This window comes from Streptomyces fradiae ATCC 10745 = DSM 40063, from assembly GCF_008704425.1.
Taxonomy (GTDB): domain Bacteria; phylum Actinomycetota; class Actinomycetes; order Streptomycetales; family Streptomycetaceae; genus Streptomyces; species Streptomyces fradiae.
Genome location: NZ_CP023696.1, coordinates 2,282,310 through 2,302,637, shown reverse-complemented (window position 1 = coordinate 2,302,637; position 20,328 = coordinate 2,282,310). Strand labels below are relative to the sequence as shown.

The 20,328-nt window shown below is 72.5% G+C and carries 17 protein-coding genes; 6 read left to right on the top strand and 11 right to left on the bottom strand.

Annotated elements, in window-relative coordinates:
* Positions 1–353: 353 nt before the first annotated feature.
* The 6 genes from CP974_RS10225 to CP974_RS10200 all read right to left on the bottom strand — a co-directional run bounded on the left by CP974_RS10225 (position 354) and on the right by CP974_RS10200 (position 8,378).
* Positions 354–1,226: a siderophore-interacting protein gene (locus CP974_RS10225; RefSeq protein WP_031128563.1), complete on the bottom strand. Its 873-nt coding sequence runs from the start codon at positions 1,224–1,226 to the stop codon at positions 354–356.
* 4 nt (positions 1,227–1,230) lie between these two features.
* Entirely contained in the window at positions 1,231–2,274 is a 1,044-nt protein-coding gene (locus CP974_RS10220) for an ABC transporter substrate-binding protein (protein ID WP_031128561.1), read from the bottom strand.
* Between the two features lie 401 nt (positions 2,275–2,675).
* Positions 2,676–3,836 carry an acyl-CoA dehydrogenase family protein gene (locus CP974_RS10215; RefSeq protein WP_031128560.1) on the bottom strand — a complete coding sequence of 387 codons (1,161 nt, stop codon included), beginning with the start codon at positions 3,834–3,836 and terminating at the stop codon, positions 2,676–2,678.
* 5 nt (positions 3,837–3,841) lie between these two features.
* Positions 3,842–4,759 carry a hydroxymethylglutaryl-CoA lyase gene (locus CP974_RS10210; RefSeq protein WP_031128558.1) on the bottom strand — a complete coding sequence of 306 codons (918 nt, stop codon included), beginning with the start codon at positions 4,757–4,759 and terminating at the stop codon, positions 3,842–3,844.
* Between the two features lie 14 nt (positions 4,760–4,773).
* A complete protein-coding gene (locus CP974_RS10205; protein ID WP_373276726.1) occupies positions 4,774–6,726 on the bottom strand; it encodes an acetyl/propionyl/methylcrotonyl-CoA carboxylase subunit alpha in 1,953 nt (650 codons plus the stop codon).
* 20 nt (positions 6,727–6,746) lie between these two features.
* Entirely contained in the window at positions 6,747–8,378 is a 1,632-nt protein-coding gene (locus tag CP974_RS10200) for a carboxyl transferase domain-containing protein (RefSeq protein ID WP_031128555.1), read from the bottom strand.
* Positions 8,379–8,474: 96 nt separating this feature from the next.
* Here CP974_RS10200 and CP974_RS10195 point away from each other — a divergent pair, with 96 nt between their 5' ends.
* Complete coding sequence (locus CP974_RS10195) at positions 8,475–9,077, top strand: SACE_7040 family transcriptional regulator (protein ID WP_031128553.1); 603 nt, start codon at positions 8,475–8,477, stop codon at positions 9,075–9,077.
* A gap of 332 nt (positions 9,078–9,409) precedes the next feature.
* On the opposite strand, the gene CP974_RS10190 is transcribed toward CP974_RS10195, so the two are convergent.
* The 3 genes from CP974_RS10190 to CP974_RS10180 all read right to left on the bottom strand — a co-directional run bounded on the left by CP974_RS10190 (position 9,410) and on the right by CP974_RS10180 (position 10,946).
* Entirely contained in the window at positions 9,410–9,772 is a 363-nt protein-coding gene (locus CP974_RS10190; RefSeq protein WP_031128552.1) for an SH3 domain-containing protein, read from the bottom strand.
* 73 nt (positions 9,773–9,845) lie between these two features.
* On the bottom strand, positions 9,846–10,361 hold the full coding sequence (locus tag CP974_RS10185) for a lamin tail domain-containing protein (RefSeq protein ID WP_031128551.1): 516 nt from the start codon (positions 10,359–10,361) through the stop codon (positions 9,846–9,848).
* A 396-nt stretch (positions 10,362–10,757) separates the two neighbouring features.
* Entirely contained in the window at positions 10,758–10,946 is a 189-nt protein-coding gene (locus tag CP974_RS10180) for a hypothetical protein (protein WP_031128549.1), read from the bottom strand.
* Positions 10,947–11,241: 295 nt separating this feature from the next.
* Between CP974_RS10180 and CP974_RS10175 the strand changes: the two genes are divergently transcribed.
* Entirely contained in the window at positions 11,242–12,021 is a 780-nt protein-coding gene (locus CP974_RS10175) for a phosphatase (RefSeq protein ID WP_031128547.1), read from the top strand.
* Between the two features lie 169 nt (positions 12,022–12,190).
* On the opposite strand, the gene CP974_RS10170 is transcribed toward CP974_RS10175, so the two are convergent.
* Positions 12,191–13,072 (bottom strand): acyl-CoA thioesterase, encoded by an 882-nt coding sequence (locus CP974_RS10170; RefSeq protein ID WP_031128545.1) that lies wholly within the window; start codon positions 13,070–13,072, stop codon positions 12,191–12,193.
* A 6-nt stretch (positions 13,073–13,078) separates the two neighbouring features.
* Complete coding sequence (locus CP974_RS10165) at positions 13,079–14,236, bottom strand: acyl-CoA dehydrogenase family protein (RefSeq protein ID WP_031128543.1); 1,158 nt, start codon at positions 14,234–14,236, stop codon at positions 13,079–13,081.
* Between the two features lie 254 nt (positions 14,237–14,490).
* Here CP974_RS10165 and CP974_RS10160 point away from each other — a divergent pair, with 254 nt between their 5' ends.
* From CP974_RS10160 to CP974_RS10145, 4 genes are all read left to right on the top strand, one after another.
* Positions 14,491–15,750 carry an AAA family ATPase gene (locus tag CP974_RS10160; RefSeq protein ID WP_031128542.1) on the top strand — a complete coding sequence of 420 codons (1,260 nt, stop codon included), beginning with the start codon at positions 14,491–14,493 and terminating at the stop codon, positions 15,748–15,750.
* On the top strand, positions 15,750–16,409 hold the full coding sequence (locus tag CP974_RS10155; RefSeq protein ID WP_031128540.1) for an RloB family protein: 660 nt from the start codon (positions 15,750–15,752) through the stop codon (positions 16,407–16,409). The genes CP974_RS10160 and CP974_RS10155 overlap by 1 nt, the downstream gene beginning before the upstream one ends.
* Before the next feature lie 93 nt (positions 16,410–16,502).
* Positions 16,503–19,103 (top strand): type I restriction-modification system subunit M, encoded by a 2,601-nt coding sequence (locus CP974_RS10150; protein ID WP_031128539.1) that lies wholly within the window; start codon positions 16,503–16,505, stop codon positions 19,101–19,103.
* A complete protein-coding gene (locus tag CP974_RS10145; RefSeq protein ID WP_078915317.1) occupies positions 19,093–20,322 on the top strand; it encodes a restriction endonuclease subunit S in 1,230 nt (409 codons plus the stop codon). The genes CP974_RS10150 and CP974_RS10145 overlap by 11 nt, the downstream gene beginning before the upstream one ends.
* Positions 20,323–20,328 lie beyond the last annotated feature (6 nt).

The window sequence follows — 20,328 nt, the reverse complement described above, 5'->3', positions numbered from 1 at the left end:
TTAGCCTAGCCTAACTTGATGTTGCAACGTCGTCCTCCCCTCTCGGTGCGGGGCCGCCCGGGGGCGCCCGGGGCCGCCGTACGGCCGCGCCCGGCGCGGGCGGGTGGTGCGGGCGGGTGGTGCGGGGCACGGGCGGCGCGGGAGTGGTGCGGGGGTGGTGCGGGGCCGGGGTGGCGCGGGGCCGCCGGCCGGCGGGGGCTGCCGGTGAGGTCCGGCGGGCGGTGCGGTCGGGCGGGCCGGGCGCTCGGGCGGGTGGTGCGGTCGGGCGGGTGGCGCGGGGCCGCGGGGGCCGCCGGCGCGGCGGGCGGTACGGGGGCGGCCCGGGTGGTACGGAGGCATAGGCCGCCGGCGGCCTACGCCTCCGTGTCGGGCTCCGGGGCCTCGCGCAGGACGTCCTCGCTCATCCCCTCGCGCCAGTATCCGACGAACGTGACCCGGCGGCGGTCCACCCGGCGCTCATTGACGAAATGCCGCCGCAGCGCCTTCACCGCGCCCGCCTCGCCCGCGAGCCACACGTACGGCGCCGAGCCCGACAGCTCGGCCGCGCGGACCGCCTCGACGGCCGGGGGCGCGCCCTCGCCCCGCACCAGCCAGGTCACCGCGGCGTCGGCCGCCGTGCGCGGCTCGATCCGGTCACCGGCGTGCGGCACCTCCAGCCACACCCGCGCCCGCGTCCCGGCCGGCAGCCACTCCAGGATCGCCGACGCGGCGGGCAGCGCCGTCTCGTCGGCCCACATCAGGACCTCGTCGGCGTCCTCGGGCGGCCGGAAGCGCACCCCGGTGTTGTCGGCGACCGCCGGCCCCAGCACGGCCACCCGGTCGCCCGCGGCGGCGCGCAGCGCCCAGCGGCAGGCCGGGCCGCCGTCCTCGTGGACGGCGAAGTCGATGTCGACCTCCGTGCCCCCGTCCGCCGTGCGGCGCTGCTCCCGCACGGTGTACGAGCGCATGACGGCCCGTACGTCGTCCGGCATGGCCCGCCAGGCGCCCAGCGCCCCGTACAGGTCGCCGTCGACGACCGGGGGCAGGACCGGCTCGGGCTGGCCCGGATGCGGCAGGAACAGCGACAGGCTCTGGTCCCGGCCGCCGGAGGCGAAGCCGGACAGGTCCTCGTCGCCGGCGCCGGTGAAGGTCACGCGGACCAGCGACGGACCGAGCCGCCGCGTCGCCGCGACCTGGAGGGGGAAGAATCCGAAGGGAGGTGCGGCGGTCACGGCGGTCGTCGTCATGGGGTCAGGCCACCTTCTTCGCGTTCTCGATCGCCTCGGCGAGGTCCTCCAGCAGCGGCGCGCACTTCTCGTACGAGTAGACGGGCTCCGTCACGCGCGGGATGACCTGGCCGGCCTTGACGGCGGGGAGCTGCGCCCACGTCGGCTTGGAGGCGAGGTCCTCGGGCTGGATGGCCGAGGTGCGGTTGTCCATCATGATGATGTCGGCCTTGTGCGTGCCGACGTTCTCCCAGCTCAGGTTCTCGAACCAGCCGCCCGCGTCGAGCTTGCCGGGCACGACCAGGTTCACGCCGAGCTCCTTGAAGTACAGGGTGTCGGTCGGGCGGGCCGGCGAGGAGACGTAGAACAGGTCGGGGCTGGCCGAGCCGATGAGGACCCGGATCTCCGGCTTGGCCTTCGCGGCGGCGCGCAGCCGGGCCGCCGCCGCCTCGAAGCGGGCCTTGCTGTCGGCGACCTTCTTCGACCTCACGTCGCCGCCCAGGCTCTCCGCCAGTTCGACGTGGCGCTGGATCACCTTCGGCATCGACTGGTCGGCGGCCCGGAGGGCGACGCTCGGGGCCAGCTTGAGGATCTTGTCCTTGGACTCGTCCGGCACGTACCAGAGGGCGTCCTTCTCCCACATGTCCGTGATGAGGACGTCGGGCTGGAGCCCCACGTACTTCTCGATGTCGAACTCGCCCCAGACGTTGCCGATGATCTCGACCTTGTTCACGTCGAGGTCGCCGGCCTGGACGTCGGGCTTGCCGTCGGCGGTCTTCGTGGGGCCGAAGACGCCCTTCACCTCGACGCCGAAGTCGTGCAGGGCGGCGGCCATGCCGGTGAAGGCGACGATGTTCTTCGGGGTGGCCTTCGCCTCGGCCGTGACGCCGCGGTCGTCGGTGAACGTCCACGGACCGGCCTTCTCCGCGCCGCCCTCGCCCGCCGGCTTCCCGGCCGCCTTGTCGTCGCCCCCGCCGCACGCGGCGAGCGCGGCGCCCAGCCCCAGCGCGCCGCCGGTGGCGAGGAGTCCGCGTCGGGTCAGGTGGCTGGCTCGGGCGCTGCTGGGCATGGCGGAGTCGCTTTCGTACGGCCGGAAGCCGGCCAGTGGGCTGGTTCGAAGGTAGGTTAGCCTAACCTCAGGTCATGTCCAGGGGGCAGATCGGGCGCGCCGGTGTCGATCACGTCACGTGCCCTGCCCCGCCCGGCCGTTGACCGCCGGGCGACGCCGCACGCGCGGCCCGGGTGCCCGTTCGGGGGCCGGTACGCCTGTGTGCGGGCCCGGTGCGCTCCCACGAAGCCGCCCACCGCTCGCGCGGGCCCGGTACGCCTCCGACGAAGCCGCCCACGCTCGCGCGGGCGCGCCCCGCCCACGCGAAGGCCCCCCGAGGCGCGGGCGCCCACGCGAAGGCCCCGGTCCGGGCGGCGCGGTGGGTGGCCGCGCCCCGGCCGGGGCCCTCGGGTGCCGGTCCGTCAGGCGGACAGGCCCAGCTCGCGGGCGATCAGCATGCGCTGCACCTCGCTCGTCCCCTCGCCGATCTCCAGGATCTTGGAGTCGCGCCACATCCGCGCGACCGGGTACTCGTTCATGAAGCCGTACCCGCCGTGGACCTGGGTGGCGTCACGGGCGTTGTCGACGGCGACCGTGGAGGAGTACAGCTTCGCCAGCGCCGCCTCCTTCTTGAACGGCTCGCCGCGCACCAGCCGCGACGCCGCGTCCCGCCAGCCGATCCGGGCCATGTGCGCCCGCATCTCCATGTCGGCGAGCTTGAACTGGATGGCCTGGTTGTCGCCGATGGGCCGGCCGAAGGCGTGACGTTCCTTCGCGTACCTGACCGACTCGTCCACACACCCCTGCGCCAGGCCCGTGGCCAGCGCCGCGATGGCCACGCGGCCCTCGTCGAGGATGCGCAGGAACTGCGCGTACCCGCGGCCCTCCTCGCCCAGCAGGTTCGCCGCGGGCACCCGCACGTCGGAGAAGGACAGCTCACGCGTGTCGGAGGCGTTCCAGCCGACCTTCGAGTACGGCGCGGCGACCGTGAAGCCCGGGGTGCCCGACGGGACGATGATGGAGGAGATCTCCGGGCGCCCGTCGGCCTTGCGGCCGGTCACGGCGGTCACGGTCACCAGGCCCGTGATGTCGGTGCCCGAGTTGGTGATGAAGCACTTGGTGCCGTTGATCACCCACTCGTCGCCGTCCCGCACGGCCGTGGTGCGGGTGCCGCCCGCGTCCGAGCCGCACTCCGGCTCCGTCAGCCCGAAGGCTCCCAGCATCTCGCCGGAGCACAGCTTCGGCAGCCACCGCCGCTTCTGCTCCTCCGTGCCGAACCGGTACACGGGCATGGCGCCCAGCGAGACGCCCGCCTCCAGCGTGATGGCGACGGACGAGTCGACGCGGGCCAGCTCCTCCAGGGCGATGCCGAGCGCCAGGTAGTCGCCGCCCATGCCGCCGTACTCCTCCGGGAACGGCAGGCCGAACAGGCCCATGCGGCCCATCTCCCGCACGATCTCGTACGGGAACTCGTGGCGCTCGTAGAAGTCGCCGATCTTCGGCGCGACCACGTCGTGGGCGAACTCCTCGACGGTGCGGCGCAGTTCCTCGTGCTCGGCGGAGAGCCGGTGGTCCAGGGACATGGGGGTCACTCCTTGTGGGAGAGGGCGCGGACGGTACGTGACGGGCTCGGGCGGCCCAGCTCCTCGGCCATCCACACGCTCGTGGCGGTGAGCCGGCCCAGGTCGACCCCGGTCTCGATGCCGAGGCCGTGGAGCATCCACACGAGGTCCTCGGTGGCGAGGTTCCCGGTCGCGGACTTGGCGTAGGGGCAGCCGCCGAGCCCGCCCGCGGAGGCGTCGACGGTGGTCACGCCGTGCTGGAGCGCGGCGAGCGTGTTGGCGAGGGCCTGCCCGTAGGTGTCGTGGAAGTGCACGGCGAGCCGGGAGGCGGGCAGCCCGGCCTCGTCCAGCGCGGTCAGCAGGGCCGTCACGTGGCCGGGCGTGGCGACGCCGATCGTGTCGCCGAGGCTCAGCTCGTCGCAGCCCAGGTCGGCCAGGCGGCGCGTGACCCGCACGACCTGCGCGAGCGGCACGGGGCCCTCCCACGGGTCGCCGAAGCACATCGACAGGTAGCCGCGCACGGCCAGCCCCTCGGCCTTCGCGCGGGCGACGACCGGCTCGAACATGGCGAGCGCCTCGTCGACCGTGCGGTTGAGGTTGGCCCGGGAGAAGGACTCCGTCGCGCTGGCGAAGACGGCGACCTCGCGGGCGCCGAGCGCGAGCGCCCTCTCCAGGCCCCGCTCGTTCGGCACGAGCACCGGCAGCCGTACGTCCAGGCCGCTCACGAGCGGGTACAGCCGCTCGGCGTCGGCGAGCTGCGGCACCCACTTGGGGTGGACGAAGCTGGTCGCCTCCACCGTGCCCAGGCCGGCGCCGGCGAGGCGCCGGATGAACTCGGCCTTGACCTCGGTCGGGACGGTGCCCGGCTCGTTCTGCAGGCCGTCGCGGGGGCCGACCTCGTGGATGCGCACCCGCGCGGGCAGCCCCGGCGCGGGCACGCGCATCGGCAGTCCGTCGCTCACTTCGACTCCTCCCGCGGGGCGTGCGGTTCGACGACGGCCAGGACCTGGTCCATGGCGACCGTCGTGCCGGGCGTGACGTCCAGCTCGACGACCGTGCCGTCGTGCGGGGCGGAGACGACGTGCTCCATCTTCATCGCCTCCACCACGAGCAGCCCCTGCCCGGCGGTCACCTCGTCGCCCACGGCGACCTTCACCACCGTGACCGTGCCGGGCATCGGCGCGGTCAGCGAATCGGCCCCCGAGTACGCCGAACGGGTGAGGGAGGCGGCGACCGGGTCGTGGTCCAGGACGTTCCAGGCGTCGCCGTCCCGGCCCAGCCACGTGCCCGTGCGGTGGAAGGTGTGGGTGACCCCGTCCAGGGTGACCGTCACCCGGTCGGCGGTCACCGCGCGGTCCGCGGCCCGCGCCCGGTGCGCCACGGGCTCGTGCCCCGCGACCCGCAGGTGGTGGGTGACGGCCAGCCGCTCGCCGCCGATCCGCCAGCCGCTCGGCACGGAGAACGGGTCGGTCCAGCCGCCCGCGTCGGGCCGCGCGGCCAGCGCGTCCTCCCGTACGGCGGCGGCGGCCTCGTACACCTCGTCCGGCACCCCGTCCGGGACCAGCCCGTCGGCCTCCCGCTCCACCAGGCCCGTGTCCATCTCGCCCGACACGACGTCCGGGTGGGCCAGCAGGCGGCGCAGGAACCCGGCGTTCGTCGGCACGCCCAGCGTCACCGTGTCGGCGAGCGCGGCGCGCAGCCGGCGCAGCGCGGTCGCCCGGTCCGGGCCGTGCACGATGACCTTCGACAGCATCGGGTCGTACAGGCTGGACACCTCGGTGCCCACGCTGAGCCCCGAGTCCGTGCGCACCCCCGCGCCCTGCGGCTCGCGCAGCGCGAGGACCGTGCCGCCGGAGGGGAGGAAGCCGCGCGAGGGGTCCTCGGCGCACAGCCGGGCCTCCACGGCGTGCCCGGTCAGGGTGATGCCGTCCTGCCGGAAGGGCAGCTCCTCGCCGGCCGCGACCCGCAGCTGCCACTCCACCAGGTCCAGGCCCGTGACCAGCTCGGTCACCGGGTGCTCCACCTGGAGGCGGGTGTTCATCTCCATGAAGTAGTACTGGGAGGGGTCGCCGCCCGGCACGATGAACTCGACCGTGCCCGCGCCCCGGTAGCCGCAGGAGCGGGCCGCCTGCACGGCCGCCTCGCCCATCGCGGCGCGCGTCGCCTCGTCCAGCAGGACGGACGGCGCCTCTTCGATGATCTTCTGGTGGCGGCGCTGGAGGGAGCACTCGCGCTCGCCGAGGTGGACCACGTTGCCGTGGCCGTCGGCGAGGACCTGGATCTCGATGTGCCGGGGCCGGTCGATCCACCGCTCCACCAGGAGCGTGTCGTCGCCGAAGGAGGCCCGCGCCTCCCGGCGGGCCGCCGCGATCTCGTCGGCCAGCACGGCCTCGTCGCGCACCAGGCGCATGCCCTTGCCGCCGCCGCCCGCCGAGGGCTTCAGCAGCACCGGTGTGCCGATCTCCCGCGCGGCGGCGGCCAGTTCGGCATCGGTCAGGCCGCTGCCCGAGGAGCCCGGCACGACCGGCACCCCGGCCGCGCGCACCGTCTCCTTGGCGCGGATCTTGTCACCCATCAGGGAGATCGCGTCGGCGGGCGGCCCGATGAAGACCAGCCCCGCGTCGGCGCAGGCCCGCGCGAAGGCGGCGTTCTCCGCGAGGAAGCCGTAGCCGGGGTGGACGGCCTGGGCACCCGTCCGCTCGGCGGCCTCCAGCAGCCGGTCGACGCGCAGATAGCTCTCGCCGGCGGCCGGGGGGCCGATCCGCACGGCCGTGTCGGCCTCCCGGACGTGCCGGGCCCCGGCGTCGGCGTCGCTGAACACGGCGACCGAGCGCACCCCGAGCGCCCGCAGCGTCCGGATGACGCGGACCGCGATCTCGCCCCGGTTGGCGACGAGGACAGTGTCGAACATCGTCATGGTCGTCAGGTCCCTCACATCCGGAAGACGCCGAAGCCGGGCGCCCCGGGCTCCCGCTGGGGGAGGGGGGCGTTGGCGCAGGCGGTCAGGGCCAGGCCCACTACCTGGCGGGTGTCGAGCGGGTCGATGACCCCGTCGTCCCACAGCCGGGCCGTCGCGTAGTACGCGCTGCCCTGCCGCTCGTACTGGGCGCGGACCGGCGCCTTGAACGCCTCCTCCGCCTCCGCCGGCCACTCCTCGCCGCGCGCCTCGATCTGGTCGCGCTTGACCGTGGCCAGCACGGAGGCGGCCTGCTCGCCGCCCATGACGGAGATCTTGGCGTTGGGCCACATCCACAGGAAGCGGGGGCCGTAGGCCCGGCCGCACATCGAGTAGTTGCCCGCGCCGTACGAGCCGCCGACGACGACCGTCAGCTTCGGCACGCGCGTGCAGGCCACGGCGGTGACCATCTTGGCGCCGTGCTTGGCGATGCCGCCCGCCTCGTAGTCCCTGCCGACCATGAAGCCGGAGATGTTCTGGAGGAACAGCAGCGGGATGCCGCGCTGGTCGCACAGCTCGATGAAGTGGGCGCCCTTCTGGGCGGACTCGGCGAACAGGATGCCGTTGTTGGCGACGATCCCCACCGGGTGCCCGTGGATCCGGGCGAAGCCGGTCACCAGGGTCTGCCCGTACTCGGACTTGAACTCCGCGAAGCGCGAGCCGTCCGTGATCCGCGCGATGACCTCCCGCACGTCGTACGGGGTGCGCGGGTCGACCGGCACCGCCCCGTACAGGCCCAGCGGGTCGGCCTTCGGCTCCTCGACCGGCTCCACCGTCCAGGGCAGGGCCCCGCGCGCAGGGAGGGTCGCCACGATGTTCCGCACGATCCGCAGGGCGTGCGCGTCGTCCTCGGCGAGGTGGTCGGTCACCCCGGAGACCCGGGAGTGGACCTCGCCGCCGCCCAGCTCCTCGGCGGTGACGACCTCGCCCGTGGCGGCCTTCACCAGCGGCGGGCCGCCCAGGAAGATCGTGCCCTGGTTGCGGACGATCACGGCCTCGTCGCTCATGGCCGGGACGTACGCCCCGCCCGCCGTGCACGAGCCGAGGACGGCCGCGATCTGCGGGATGCCGGCGCCCGACATGCGGGCCTGGTTGTAGAAGATCCGCCCGAAGTGGTCCCGGTCGGGGAACACCTCGTCCTGCATCGGCAGGAACGCGCCGCCCGAGTCCACCAGGTACACGCAGGGCAGCCGGTTCTCCAGGGCCACCTCCTGCGCGCGCAGGTGCTTCTTGACCGTCATCGGGTAGTACGTGCCGCCCTTGACCGTGGCGTCGTTGGCGACGACGACCACCTCGCGGCCGCTGACCCGGCCGATGCCGGCGATCACCCCGGCGGCGGGCGCCTGGTCGTCGTACATGCCGTTCGCCGCGAGCGGGGCCAGCTCCAGGAAGGGCGAGCCCGGATCGAGGAGCGTGTCGACGCGGTCGCGCGGCAGCAGCTTGCCGCGCGCGGTGTGCCGGGCGCGCGCCTTCTCGCCGCCGCCGAGCCGGGCGGCGGCCAGCCGCGCCCGGAGGTCGTCGGCCAGCTCCTGGTGCGCCGCCTCGTTGGCCTGCCAGGCCGCCGACGCGGGATCAGCCGCGCTCGCCAGCACAGGTGCCTGCTGCATCGTGTCGAGCCCCCTTGCCCGTACGAGAGCGTTAATGAGCGTTAACGTGTGTTCCTCAGGTTAACGACCGCTAACCGCCTTGTCTAGAATCGATCCATGACGACCAGGACCGACGCCCCGACTCGCCGCGAGCAGATCCTGCGGGAGGCCGCCCGCCTCTTCGCCGAGCGCGGCTTCCACGGCGTGGGCGTCGACGAGATAGGCGCCGCCGTCGGCATCAGCGGCCCCGGCCTCTACCGCCACTTCGCGGGCAAGGACGCCATGCTGGCCGAGCTGCTCGTCGGGATCAGCGAGCGCCTCCTCGACGGCGGGCGCCGCCGCGTCGCCGAGTCCGGCGGGGACCCCGAGGCCCTGCTGTCCGCCCTGATCGACGGCCACATCGACTTCGCCCTGCACGACCAGTCGCTCATCACCCTGCACGACCGCGAGCTGGACCGCCTCCGGGACGCCGACCGCAAGCGCGTCCGCCAGCTCCAGCGGCAGTACGTCGAGCTGTGGGTGGACGCGGTGCGCCGGGCCTACCCGCCGCTGGGCGAGGACGACGCCCGCGCCGCGGTCCACGCCGTCTTCGGCCTGCTCAACTCCACCCCGCACCTGGCCGGCGCCCTCACCGGACGCCCCACCACGGGCGCCCTCCTCCACCGCCTGGCCCGAGGCGCCTTCGCCGCGGCGCCCCCGGACGTCCCGACCGCGCCCTGACCCGTACGGGTCGTGCTCCGACACCCCTGCGGGTCGCGCGTCGACCCGTACGGGGTGCGACCGGCCGTCGGGGTGCACCCGTACGGGGTGCGACCGGCCGTACGGTGTGCGTCCGGCCGTACGGCGTGCCCCCGTAAGGCGGGCGTCCGGCCGTACGGCGTGCCCCCGTAAGGCGGGCGTCCGGCCGTACGGGTTGCCCCTGCGGGCCCGTGTGTCCGGGAGGGACTGTGCGGCGGGGTGCCGGGGTGATGCCGGAAGGCTCCGCACCGCGAACGGAACGGCCCCGGCGCCCGCGCGGGTGCGCGGGCGCCGGGGCCGTCGGCCGGCGCCGGTCAGACGCCGAAGGCGACGCACTCCGAGGCCACCCAGCCGTCACGTCCGTTGACGCGGATGGTGGACCAGGAGTCACCGCCGCCGCAGGACGTGTACCGCTGTCCCTTGGTGCCCGAGTCGCCGTCCGTGCCGCACGGCAGCTTGGCGCCCTTGGCCAGCGTGCCGATCTGGGTGTAGCGCTGCCCCGGACCGCTGCGGATGTTCACCGCGCCGCCCGAGATGTTGTACACGTAGCACGCCGACGCCCGAGCCGCCGCGGCGCCGCCGAACCCGGCCCGCGGAGCGGCGGACGCCGGCGCCGCGGCGAGCGCGAGAAGCCCGAGAGCGGCGGCCCCGGCGGCCGCCCTGGTGGTGAGGCGCATGACAGTTCCCCCTGTCGCTTGGTCGAACCAAGATCATCGCACGGGGAGGCGTCGTGCCCGGCGGCCCGCCGGGTCAGCAGGCGTAGGTCGTGCCGTCCTTCGCCAGGTTCCAGTTGCAGGCGCTGATCGAGCCGGTGGACGTGTTGTCGTCCCGGCTGCCGGGCTTCTTCAGGCGCAGGTCGGGGGTGCGGGACCGGGCGTCGTTGGGCAGGACGTGCCGCCCGTAGCCCCGGTAGATGTGGTGCCAGCCGCTGCTGTCGCGGTGGTTGCGGCCGCTGCCGGTGTGCACGTACGCCTTGGCCCCGGCGGGCAGGTTGTACGAGGGCAGCGCCCGGCCGTAGGTGTTGCTGGTGATGTCGGGGACGTATCCGCCCGTGTTCACCGTCCGCGTGGTGACGTTCCTGATGAGGAAGTACTCGCCGTTCAGGTTGAGCTGCGTCCCGCTCCTGACGTCCGCGCCCGAGGTGTTGGGGCGGACGTGCGTGATCATGAGCGCGCCCGTCGTGGAGGCCGCCTGGGCCGGGGACTGCAGCGCGGCGAGGGACAGGGCGGCCGTCGACAGGGCGACGACGCGTATCGCACGGTTCAAAGAAGGTGCCTTTCTCCAGCGGCGCCGGGCACGGCGGCCCGGCCGTTCGGGGACGTGCGCGTCCCGGGCGGTGGGGGTGGCGGGCGCCAGTCTGCCCGTGCGCGACGGGGCTACCGGCGGGTTTCGCCGGAAGAGGGCCGAACGGCCCTCGATGCGGCGGCGCCCACGCCGCGCAACGGAGCGGGTCGCCCGGCGGAGACCGGGCGGCCCGCTCCGGGGGCCGACCGGCCCCGGCGGCCTCCGCGCTCCCGCGCGGGCCGGGCGCACACGCCGGAGCACGGCCGGGCCGCGGGCGGTGGCGGGATGGTGGGAGCCGGGCACCCGCCACGGCCCCCGGTGCCGGCGCTTCGGCGCCCGACCAGGGTGCCCGGCGGCGTCGGCCGGCGAGCCGCCGGCTCAGTCACCGGCCTTCTTGTCGAACCATCCCAGTGAGTGGGCGAGCACCGCGCCGGCGGAGAGGACGCCGAGCGGGACGATCGTGAACCAGGTGGCACCGGCTCCCACGGCCGCGAGCAGGGCGATGGAGCCGAACGCCAGCGCCGCGAGCACCAGCATGCCCAGCACGACACGAGTCTTGGAGACCATCGACGTACCCCCCGGTGTTCGTCTCGGCTGTACCGGCCAGGCGCGCGCCACCGGGTGGACCACTGGCGGGCGGCTGCCCGGTATCGACAAGAGACGGTATACGCAGCGGAGTTGAGGGCGTCAACACCGGCGAGCCGCCCCGTCCGGCCGCGGGGCCGTCGTGCGGCGGCGCCCGCTCCGGGAGGGCCCGAGGACCCGGCGGGCCCCTCCGGAGGGAGGCGACGGCGGCACGGGCCGGGCGCACACGCCGGGGAACGCCTCGGCCGCGGCTTGTGGTGGGCGGCACAATGGGGGAATGCCGATACCCAGCCGCGCCGCCCTCGTCGAGCACCTCGTCCGTACGCGCATCGCGGGAAACGTCGCCACCCCCCGCGACAACAACCTCGCCCACTACCGCAAGCTCGCGAACGGCGACCGGCACTACTGGCTCGGCCTGGAGCTGGGCGACCGCTGGACCGACGAGCAGGACGTGCTCGCCGTCATGGCCGAGCGGTGCGGCGTGGACGACGACCCGGCGCACCGGGTCGGGCAGGACACCATCGACCCCGAGCTGACCGTGGACGCCCTGGACCGGATGGCCGGCCGCCTGCGCAAGGCCGCCGCCGACCGCGACCGGGTCCTCTTCGCCACCGGCCACCCCGGCGCGCTCCTCGACGTGCACTCCCGCACCGCCGCCGCGCTGCGGGCCGCCGGGTGCGACATCGTGCGCATCCCCGGCGGGCTCACCGCCGACGAGGGGTACGTCGTCCAGTTCGCCGACGTGGCCGTCTTCGAGCGGGGCGCCACCCTGTGGCACACCCACTCGCCGGGGCCCATGAACGCGGTCCTCGACGGGCTGCGCGCCCTGGACCAGCCGCTTCCCGGCCTGGTCGTCGCCGACCACGGCTGGGCGGGCCGCGCCGCGCAGCGCGGCATCGACACGGTCGGCTACGCGGACTGCAACGACCCGGCCCTCTTCATCGGCGAGGCCGAGGGCACCCTCCAGGTCGCCGTCCCGCTCGACGACCACGTCCTGGACCCGCGCTCGTACGAGCCGATGACCGCCTACCTGCTGGACGCCGCCGGGCTGCTCTGACCGGGCGGGCCGCGGCGGGGACCCGCCCCTGTCCGCGGCCCGGCGCCGGGCGGCCCCGGACGGGGGCGGGTCCCGGTCCGGGCCCCACGGGGGAGGGCGGCCCCTGGCCCCCGCCGGGCCCCACAGGGGAGGGCGGGGCGGGCGCGCACGGCGCCGCGTGCCGCCCCGGTCACTTCGGGACGCGGATCACGCCCTCCTGGACGACGCTCACGGCCAGCCGCCCGTCCCGCGTCCAGATGCGGGCCTGCCCCAGGCCCCGGCCGCCCCACGAGGACGGGGACTCCTGGTCGTACAGCAGCCACTCGTCGGCCCGGAACGGGCGGTGGAACCACATCGCGTGGTCCAGCGACGCCCCGACCACGTCCCCGGTCGTCCAGCCGCCCCGCCCGTGCGCGAGGAGCACCGGGTCGAGGAGGGTCATGTCGGAGACGTACGTGGCGAGGCACAGGTGCAGCCGGGGGTCGTCCGGGAGCTTGCCGTTCGCGCGGAACCAGACCCGCGAGCGCGGCTCGCGCGGCTCGCCCGCCGTGGCGTACGGCGGCGCCCCCACGTACCGCAGGTCCACCGCCGCGCGGGCCTCCAGCAGCCGGTCCACCACGTCCGGGCCGGTGAACCGGTCGGCGTAGCGGGGCAGGGACTCCTCGGCGGTCGGCAGGGTCTCGGGGTCGGGCACCGACGGCATGACCGCCTGGTGGTCGAGCCCGTCCTCGTACCGCTGGAACGACGCCGACAGGTGGAAGATCGGCTTCCCGTGCTGGACGGCGACCACGCGCCGGGCGGTGAACGAGCGGCCGTCGCGGATGCGGTCCACGGTGTACACGATCGGCGCGTCCGGGTCGCCCATGCGCAGGAAGTACGCGTGGAGCGAGTGCGCGACCGGCCCGTCGGGGCCCCCGGGCACGGTGCGGCCGGCCGCGGCCAGCGCCTGGGCCGCGACCTGGCCGCCGAAGACCCGGGGCACGACCGCGCTGCGCGAGCGGCCCCGGAAGATGTCCTCCTCGACCCGCTCCAGGCGGAGCAGGTCGAGGAGGTAGTCGAGTGCTTCGTCCACCTGCGGTTACAGGCCCATCGACTTGGCGATGATCGACTTCATGATCTCGCTGGTGCCGCCGTAGATGCGGTTGACGCGGTTGTCCGCGTACAGGCGGGCGATGGGGTACTCGTTCATGTAGCCGTAGCCGCCGTGGAGCTGGAGGCACCGGTCGATGACGCGGTGCGCGACCTCGGTGCAGAACAGCTTGGCGGACGCGGCCTCGGCGGGCGTCAGCTCACCGGCGTCCAGGGCCTCCAGCGCGCGGTCGGCGACGGCCTCGGCGGCGTCCACCTCGGCCTGGCAGGCGGCCAGCTCGAACTTGGTGTTCTGGAAGTGCGCGACCGGCTTGCCGAAGACGGTGCGCTCCTGCACGTACTGCTGGGCGAACCGGATGGCGGCCTTGGCCTGCGCGTACGCGCCGAAGGCGATGCCCCAGCGCTCGGAGGCCAGGTTGTGGCCGAGGTAGTAGAAGCCCTTGCCCTCCTCGCCCAGCAGGTCCTCGACGGGGACCTTCACGTCGACGAACGCCAGCTCGGCGGTGTCGGAGGTGCGCAGGCCCAGCTTGTCGAGCTTGCGGCCGATGGAGTAGCCCTCGGACTTGGTGTCCACCGCGAAGAGGGAGATGCCGAAGCGGCGGTCCTCGGCCGACGGGGCGGAGGTGCGGGCGCAGACGATGACGCGGTCGGCGTGGACGCCGCCGGTGATGAACGTCTTGGCGCCGTTGAGGACGTAGTGCGTGCCGTCCTCGGAGAGCTTGGCGGTGGTCTTCATGCCCGCGACGTCGGAGCCGGTGCCCGGCTCGGTCATGGCCAGCGCCCACATCTCCTCGCCGGTGACGAACTTCGGCAGGTAGCGCCGCTTCTGCTCGTCGTTGGCGAGCATCTTGATGTACGGCAGGGCGAGCAGCACGTGCACGCCGGACCCGCCGAACTGGACGCCCGCGCGCGCGGTCTCCTCGTACAGGACGGCCTCGAACTTGTGGGTGTCCAGGCCCGCGCCGCCGAACTCCTCGGGGACGTTGATGCCGAAGATGCCCAGCTCGCCGAGCTTGTAGTAGAAGTCGCGCGGCGCCTGGCCGGCGGCGAACCACTCGTCGTAGACGGGGACGACCTCGGCCTCGATGAAGGCGCGGATGGTGTCCCGGAACGCCTCGTGGTCCTCGTTGAATACGGTACGGCGCACCGACGCCTCCTTGGATGCGGCTGGGCTGTTCTGGTGTTGCCCCGGCTCAGGGCATGGCTAAGCGCTTGCTCAGTCGAACAGTCAAGTTACCCAGCGGTCACTCCGGTGTCCAGAGTGACGTCCGGCACGGTCGCCGGCATGTCCCGAACCGCTGGCCGCACCCCTTCCGCGCGCCTGCCCGGCGCGCCTGCCCGCCGTCCGGACGGGGACGCCGTCGCACCCAGCCACTACGCTGACGGCGGAGAGGGGCCGGCATGCTGCTGAGATTCCGCACGGCCAATGTGCGGTCACTGCGCGACGAGCAGGAGCTGACGTTCGTCGTGTCCGAGGACGAGCGGGGCGGCGCGGCGCGGCGCGTCGAGCTGGCGGGAGGCGCGGTCGGCGTGCTCCCCCTGGTAGGCATCTTCGGCGCCAACGCCTCCGGCAAGTCGAACGTCCTCGCCGCGATGACCGACATGAGCGGCGCGGTCCAGAATTCCTACGCCCGCTGGGCCGCCTACGACGGGACGGACCGGACCCCCTTCGCGCTGGACGGCAGGGGGAGCGAGGAGCCCAGCTTCTACGAGGTGGACCTCGTCCTCGACGGCGTGCGCTGGACGTACGGCTTCGAGCTGGGCCCGGACCGGGTCGAGGCCGAGTGGCTGCACTGCTACCCGCGCGGCCATCGCCAGGTGTGGCTCGACCGGGACGCCTCGCGCACCAAGGTCTACGACTGGCCGGGCGCCCGCGTGCGGGACCGCGCGGGCCTGGAGCGCCGCACCCGGCCGAACGCCCTGGTGCTCTCCACCGCCGGCACGGACAACCACCCGCAGCTCACCCCCCTCTTCCACTGGTTCCGCCGCAACCTCTGGCTGGTCAACCCGGAGGTCGAGCGGGAGGAACGGGAGACGTTCACGACGCGTGAGCTGGCCGGCAGGCGCGCCCGCCGCATCAACGAGCTGCTGACGGTCGCCGATCTCGGCATCACCGGCGCGCAGTCCGTGGAGGGCCCCGGAGGCCGCCCGGAGGTCCGGCTCACCCACCGGTCCGCCACGGGCGACGTCCCCCTCGACTGGCGTGACGAGTCGTATGGGACCCGCTCCTGGTTCGCCCTCCTCGGCCCGCTGCTGCTGGCCCTGGACGAAGGGGCGGTCCTGCTCGTCGACGAACTCGACGCCAGCCTGCACCCCCGCTTCGCCGCCGAGGTCATCCGGCTGTTCCACGACCCCCAGGCCAACGCCAAGGGGGCGCAGCTCGTCTTCACCTCGCACGACCCCTCCGTCCTCACCACGCCGAGCGGGGGCCGCCTGCTGGAGCCCGCCCAGGTGTGGCTCACCGAGAAGGACGAGGACGGGGCGACCGACCTGTACCCGCTCACCGCCGCCTCCCCGGGTGAGGACGAGGACCTGATGAAGTCCTATCTGGCCGGCGCCTTCGGGGCGGTCCCCTCGCTGCTGGAGGGCCAGATCGCCCGGAGGCTGCTGGCGGCGACCGAGCGGGAACGCGATTCCGGGGCGGAGCGGAGCGGCGGCTGATGGCACGTACGAGGGGGAAGGACTCGCTGGGCCCCGCGAAGAAGGGGCAACGGCGCTACAAGATCGTCCACGTCTTCACCGAGGGCCGGGTGACCGAGCCGGAGTACATCGAGGTCGTGCGAGGCAAGCCCGCCGACACGGGTGTCGAGGTCCGGATCGCGAACGCGTCCGCGCCGGGCTCGCAGCGCAAGCCGATCGTGCTGGTCGAGGCAGCGGTTCGGCTGATGCGCGAGGAGACGCGGGCCGCGAGAAAGGCGAAGCTGGACGAGAAGCTGTGGCCGGAGGTCTGGTGCCTCTTCGACCGCGACGAACACCTGCAGATCCCGGCGGCCCTGAGGCTCGCCGACGAGGCGGGGGTGCGGGTCGCCTTCTCGCACCCGTGCTTCGAGCTGTGGCGGCTGCTCCACCACAAGCCGGTGCACGGCAGGTTCAGCGGTGTGTGCGGGGAGGTCGTGAGGCAGCTCCCCTTCGCGGGGACGCCCGAGGCGCTCAAGCACATGCGGCCGGACGAGCTCCCGGAGAACAGCTTCGCCCAGGCGAAGAAGTGGGCGCAGAAGATCAACGCGCAGCATCCCGCCCACGTGCCGATGGACCAGCGCGACCCGTACACGGACGTGTACGAGTTCGTCGAGAAGGGCCTCAGGGTCGCCGGATACTGACGGATCGCGACCGGCAGGTTCCGCGGTTTCCACCTCCGCCCCGAGTCGCCGTAGGGTTCCCTCGTCATATCGGGTCGTAGGGAAGACGGTGACGTGGCCAAGCTCACGCTCGCGCAGCTGGAGCGGCATCTGTTCGCCGCCGCGGACATCCTCCGCGGCACGATGGACGCCTCCGAGTACAAGGACTACATCTTCGGCCTGCTGTTCCTGAAGCGGGCCAACGACGAGTTCGAGGCGGCGCGCGAGCGGATCAGAGAGCACGCGAAGACCGTGCCGGGCATGACCGGGGAGCGGCTGGAGGGCTACCTGGAGCGCCCGTCGCCGTACAGCGAGCGCGGGGCCCTCTTCGTCCCGCAGGAGGCGCGCTGGGCCAGGATCGCGTCCGGCACCCACAACATCAACGAGACGCGTCTGAGGCCCGCCCTCCAGGCCCTCGAAGGGCAGAACGCCAAGCTTAGAGGCCTCTTCGACCAGCTCGACTTCAACCGTATCGGCGGCTCGGGCGCCACGGCCGGCGCGGCGAAGCTCGCCGACCAGCGGCTGAAGATGCTGATCGCCCACTTCGGGCGGGTACGGCTGCGGACGGAGGACTTCGAGTTCCCGGACCTGATCGGTGCAGCCTACGAGTACCTGATCAAGGAGTTCGCCGACACGGCCGGCCGGAAGGGCGGAGAGTTCTACACCCCGCGTGCGGTGGTCCGCATGATGGTCGAGCTGCTCGACCCCAAGGACGGCACGCGCATCTACGACCCCTGCGTCGGCTCGGGCGGCATGCTCATCCACGCCAAGGAGTACGTGGAGGAGCACGGCGGGGACACCGAGAACATGTTCTTCGCCGGTCAGGACGCCAACAGCGGCTCCTGGATCATGTCCACGATGAACATGGTGCTCCACGGCGTCAGCACCCGCTTCGACCTGCGCACCGGCGACACCCTGTCGGAGCCGGCGCACGTCCCGAGGTCGGACGACGACCGGTACGACGGTGTGCTCAGCAATCCGCCGTTCTCCATGGACTACTCGTACGAGAACTATCCGCACAAGGCGGAGCGGGCGAAGTACGGCGCGACGAGCGAGCGCGGCAAGGCCGACCTGATGTTCCTCCAGCACATGCTCTGGATGACAAAGCAGGAGGGGCGCGGCGGCATGGTCATCACGGTCATGCCGCACGGTGTGCTCTTCCGGGGCGGCGGCGAGCGGGACATCCGCGCCGAGCTGATCGAGAAGGACGCGATCGAGGCGGTGATCGGCCTTGCCCCGAACCTCTTCTACGGCACCGGCATCCCCGCCTGCATCCTGGTGCTCCGCCCGCCCGGCAAGAAGGACCGCGACCGGGAGGGCCGGATCCTCTTTGTCAACGCCGACCGCGAGTACCACGCGGAGCGGGCGCAGAACGTGCTCCTGCCCGAGCACGCGGAGAAGATCGTCACCACGTTCCGCGCGTACGAGGACGTGCCCGGCTTCGCGCGGGTGGTCGAGCGCGAGGAACTGCGGGAGAACGACTACAACCTCAACATCCGCCGCTACGTCGACAACACGCCCCCGCCGGAGCCGCAGGACGTGCGGGCCCACCTGACGGGCGGCATGCCGCGCGCGGAGATCGAGGCCAGGCGGGACCTGCTCGACGCCTACGGCATCCGGCTGGAGGACCTGTTCGCGGAGCGGGATCCGGTGGACCCGGCATATGTGGACTTCCTCCCGGAGGGTGAGCGCCCGGACGCCGCCCGGCTGGCGGAGCTGGCGCGGCCCCGCGAGGAGGAGCTGCGGCGAGCCTTCGCCAAGTGGTGGGACGAGGAGGCCCGCCACCTGGAGGCCGTGGCCGCCACGGACGAGCGCCTGGCCGACCTGACGGCCTCGGAGCGCAAGGCGGCGCTGATGGCCGTACGGAGCTCGCTGATCGATTCCTTCGTGGAGCGGCTCGGCGGGATCGGCCTGCTCGACCGGTACGCGCTCGCGGGCGCGGTGGCCGGCTGGTGGTACGAGGCCAAGTACGACCTGCTGGCCCTGTCGGAGAACGGCTTCGCCGGGGTCCTCGACGGCTGGGTGGAGAACGTCGAGACGATGCTCGCGCCCGAACAGGACCCGAAGACGCGGAAGCTGCGCAAGCGCACGGCGGCGGAGCGGCGCCAGGCGTACGACCACAAGGTCGTCGCGGCGATCGTCCCGGAGTTCCTGGCGGAACTGGCCGAGGCGGACGCCCGCAAGGCGGAGCTGGACGCCCGCTGGAAGGAGCTCAACGCCGAGCCGGAGGCATCGGAGGACGGCGAGACCGAGGGTGACGAGGATGCTGTCACACGGGAACAGGTCGAGCTGAGCGTGGAGCAGCTGGCGGAGCTGGCGCACGTGAAGAGGGAACGGACGAAGGCCGCGGCGCGCATCAAGAAGCTTGAGGCGGAGTTCTGGTTCCCCTGGCCGGACCAGTCCAAGCTGGTGGAGGACCCGCCGAGGCTGATCGCGGCGCGGAAGCGGTACGCGGAGGACCCGGAGGGTGAGCGCCGGGTGGTGCTGAACCTGCTGCGGGACGACCTGGCGGGGAAGCTGGAGGGCCACGTGGTGCAGCGTCGACGGGAGTTGGTCGACGCGTACGCGGCGTGGACGGACAAGTACGCGGTTTCGCTGCGGGAGATCCGCGCGGAGCGCGAACGCGCGGCGGCGACGCTGGACGGGTTCCTGAAGGAGCTGGGCTATGTCGACTGACGCCGAGATCCGATGGGTTCCCGTGCGGGAGGTCGGTGAAGTCCGCATGGGCAAGCAGCTCTCGCCGAGCAGCCGGGAGGCGGCGGGGCAGCACCCTTACCTGCGAGTCGCGAACGTCTACGAGGGACGGATCGACCTGTCCGACGTCAAGACGATGGGCTTTTCGTCGGCCGAACGCGAGGTATACGGGCTGCGCCCCGGGGACGTTCTTCTCAACGAAGGCCAGGAGAACCTTCGGATGGTGGGAAGGAGCGCCATCTATACGGGTGAGCCGGGAGCGTTCTGCTTCCAGAACACGCTCATCAGATTTCGCCCGGGGGGCGAGGTTCTTCCGGAGTACGCGCAAGCGGTATTCGTGCGATGGCGGGCGCAAGGAGTTTTCGCCAGCATCGCAGAGAAGACAAGCATCTCGCACCTGGGCGGAAATCGGTTTGGGTCCCTGCTCTTCCCTCTGCGGACCCTATCCGAGCAGCGGCGGATCGTCGAGGTGATCGACGCGGTGGCGGCGCAGGAGCGTGCTCTCCTAACTTCGATCGCGAAGCTGCGCAGTGCGCGTCAGGGCACGCTGCTGTCAGCTATGTCCCCTTTGCAGCTGGGAGAACCCCCGAAAGGGTGGGTCCGGGTGCCACTCAAAGAAGTGGTTCCTGTGGCAGAGTACGGCGTTTCCGAAGCTCTAAACCGTGATGCGCGCGGCGTTCCCATTCTTCGTATGAACAACCTTGAAGGCGGACGACTTGAGTTGTCAGACCTGAGATATAGCCCCACTCCTGTTCCTGCCAAGCTGGAACTTAAGTATCGCGATGTTTTGTTTAACCGAACCAATAGTATTGATCATATTGGAAAGTCGGCAATTTGGCGAGGGGAACTGCCAAGAGCTTCCTTCGCATCCTATCTTGTAAGGATCAACCCAGACACATCCCAACTCTCTGCGGAATATCTGGTTGAATGGCTCATGCACCCCGTAATTCGTCAAAGAGTCAGGTCGATTTCGACAGTCGCCGTCCAGCAGGTCAACGTTAACCCTACGAAGCTCCGAGAGCTGGAGATTGATTTCCCGTCCAGCCTCGGTGAACAGCAGCAGCTGATCGATTTGCTGCGCTCGTGTGATCGGTTGATTGACGTCGAAGTGTCGGAGCTAAGCAAACTTAGAGAGGTTAAGCTCGGCGTAATCGGTAATCTTCTATCTGGAGCCGTGGACAGCACCCCAGTGTTGCCGTGATTTCTA

Excerpts from the sequence above, each read along its gene's own strand:
- CP974_RS10225 (WP_031128563.1), bottom strand. The coding sequence starts at position 1,226 with ATGACGACGACCGCCGTGACCGCCGCACCTCCCTTCGGATTCTTCCCC.
- CP974_RS10220 (WP_031128561.1), bottom strand. The coding sequence starts at position 2,274 with ATGCCCAGCAGCGCCCGAGCCAGCCACCTGACCCGACGCGGACTCCTC.
- CP974_RS10215 (WP_031128560.1), bottom strand. The coding sequence starts at position 3,836 with ATGTCCCTGGACCACCGGCTCTCCGCCGAGCACGAGGAACTGCGCCGC.
- CP974_RS10210 (WP_031128558.1), bottom strand. The coding sequence starts at position 4,759 with ATGCGCGTGCCCGCGCCGGGGCTGCCCGCGCGGGTGCGCATCCACGAG.
- CP974_RS10205 (WP_373276726.1), bottom strand. The coding sequence starts at position 6,726 with ATGTTCGACACTGTCCTCGTCGCCAACCGGGGCGAGATCGCGGTCCGC.
- CP974_RS10200 (WP_031128555.1), bottom strand. The coding sequence starts at position 8,378 with ATGCAGCAGGCACCTGTGCTGGCGAGCGCGGCTGATCCCGCGTCGGCG.
- CP974_RS10195 (WP_031128553.1), top strand. The coding sequence starts at position 8,475 with ATGACGACCAGGACCGACGCCCCGACTCGCCGCGAGCAGATCCTGCGG.
- CP974_RS10190 (WP_031128552.1), bottom strand. The coding sequence starts at position 9,772 with ATGCGCCTCACCACCAGGGCGGCCGCCGGGGCCGCCGCTCTCGGGCTT.
- CP974_RS10180 (WP_031128549.1), bottom strand. The coding sequence starts at position 10,946 with ATGGTCTCCAAGACTCGTGTCGTGCTGGGCATGCTGGTGCTCGCGGCG.
- CP974_RS10175 (WP_031128547.1), top strand. The coding sequence starts at position 11,242 with ATGCCGATACCCAGCCGCGCCGCCCTCGTCGAGCACCTCGTCCGTACG.
- CP974_RS10160 (WP_031128542.1), top strand. The coding sequence starts at position 14,491 with ATGCTGCTGAGATTCCGCACGGCCAATGTGCGGTCACTGCGCGACGAG.
- CP974_RS10155 (WP_031128540.1), top strand. The coding sequence starts at position 15,750 with ATGGCACGTACGAGGGGGAAGGACTCGCTGGGCCCCGCGAAGAAGGGG.
- CP974_RS10145 (WP_078915317.1), top strand. The coding sequence starts at position 19,093 with ATGTCGACTGACGCCGAGATCCGATGGGTTCCCGTGCGGGAGGTCGGT.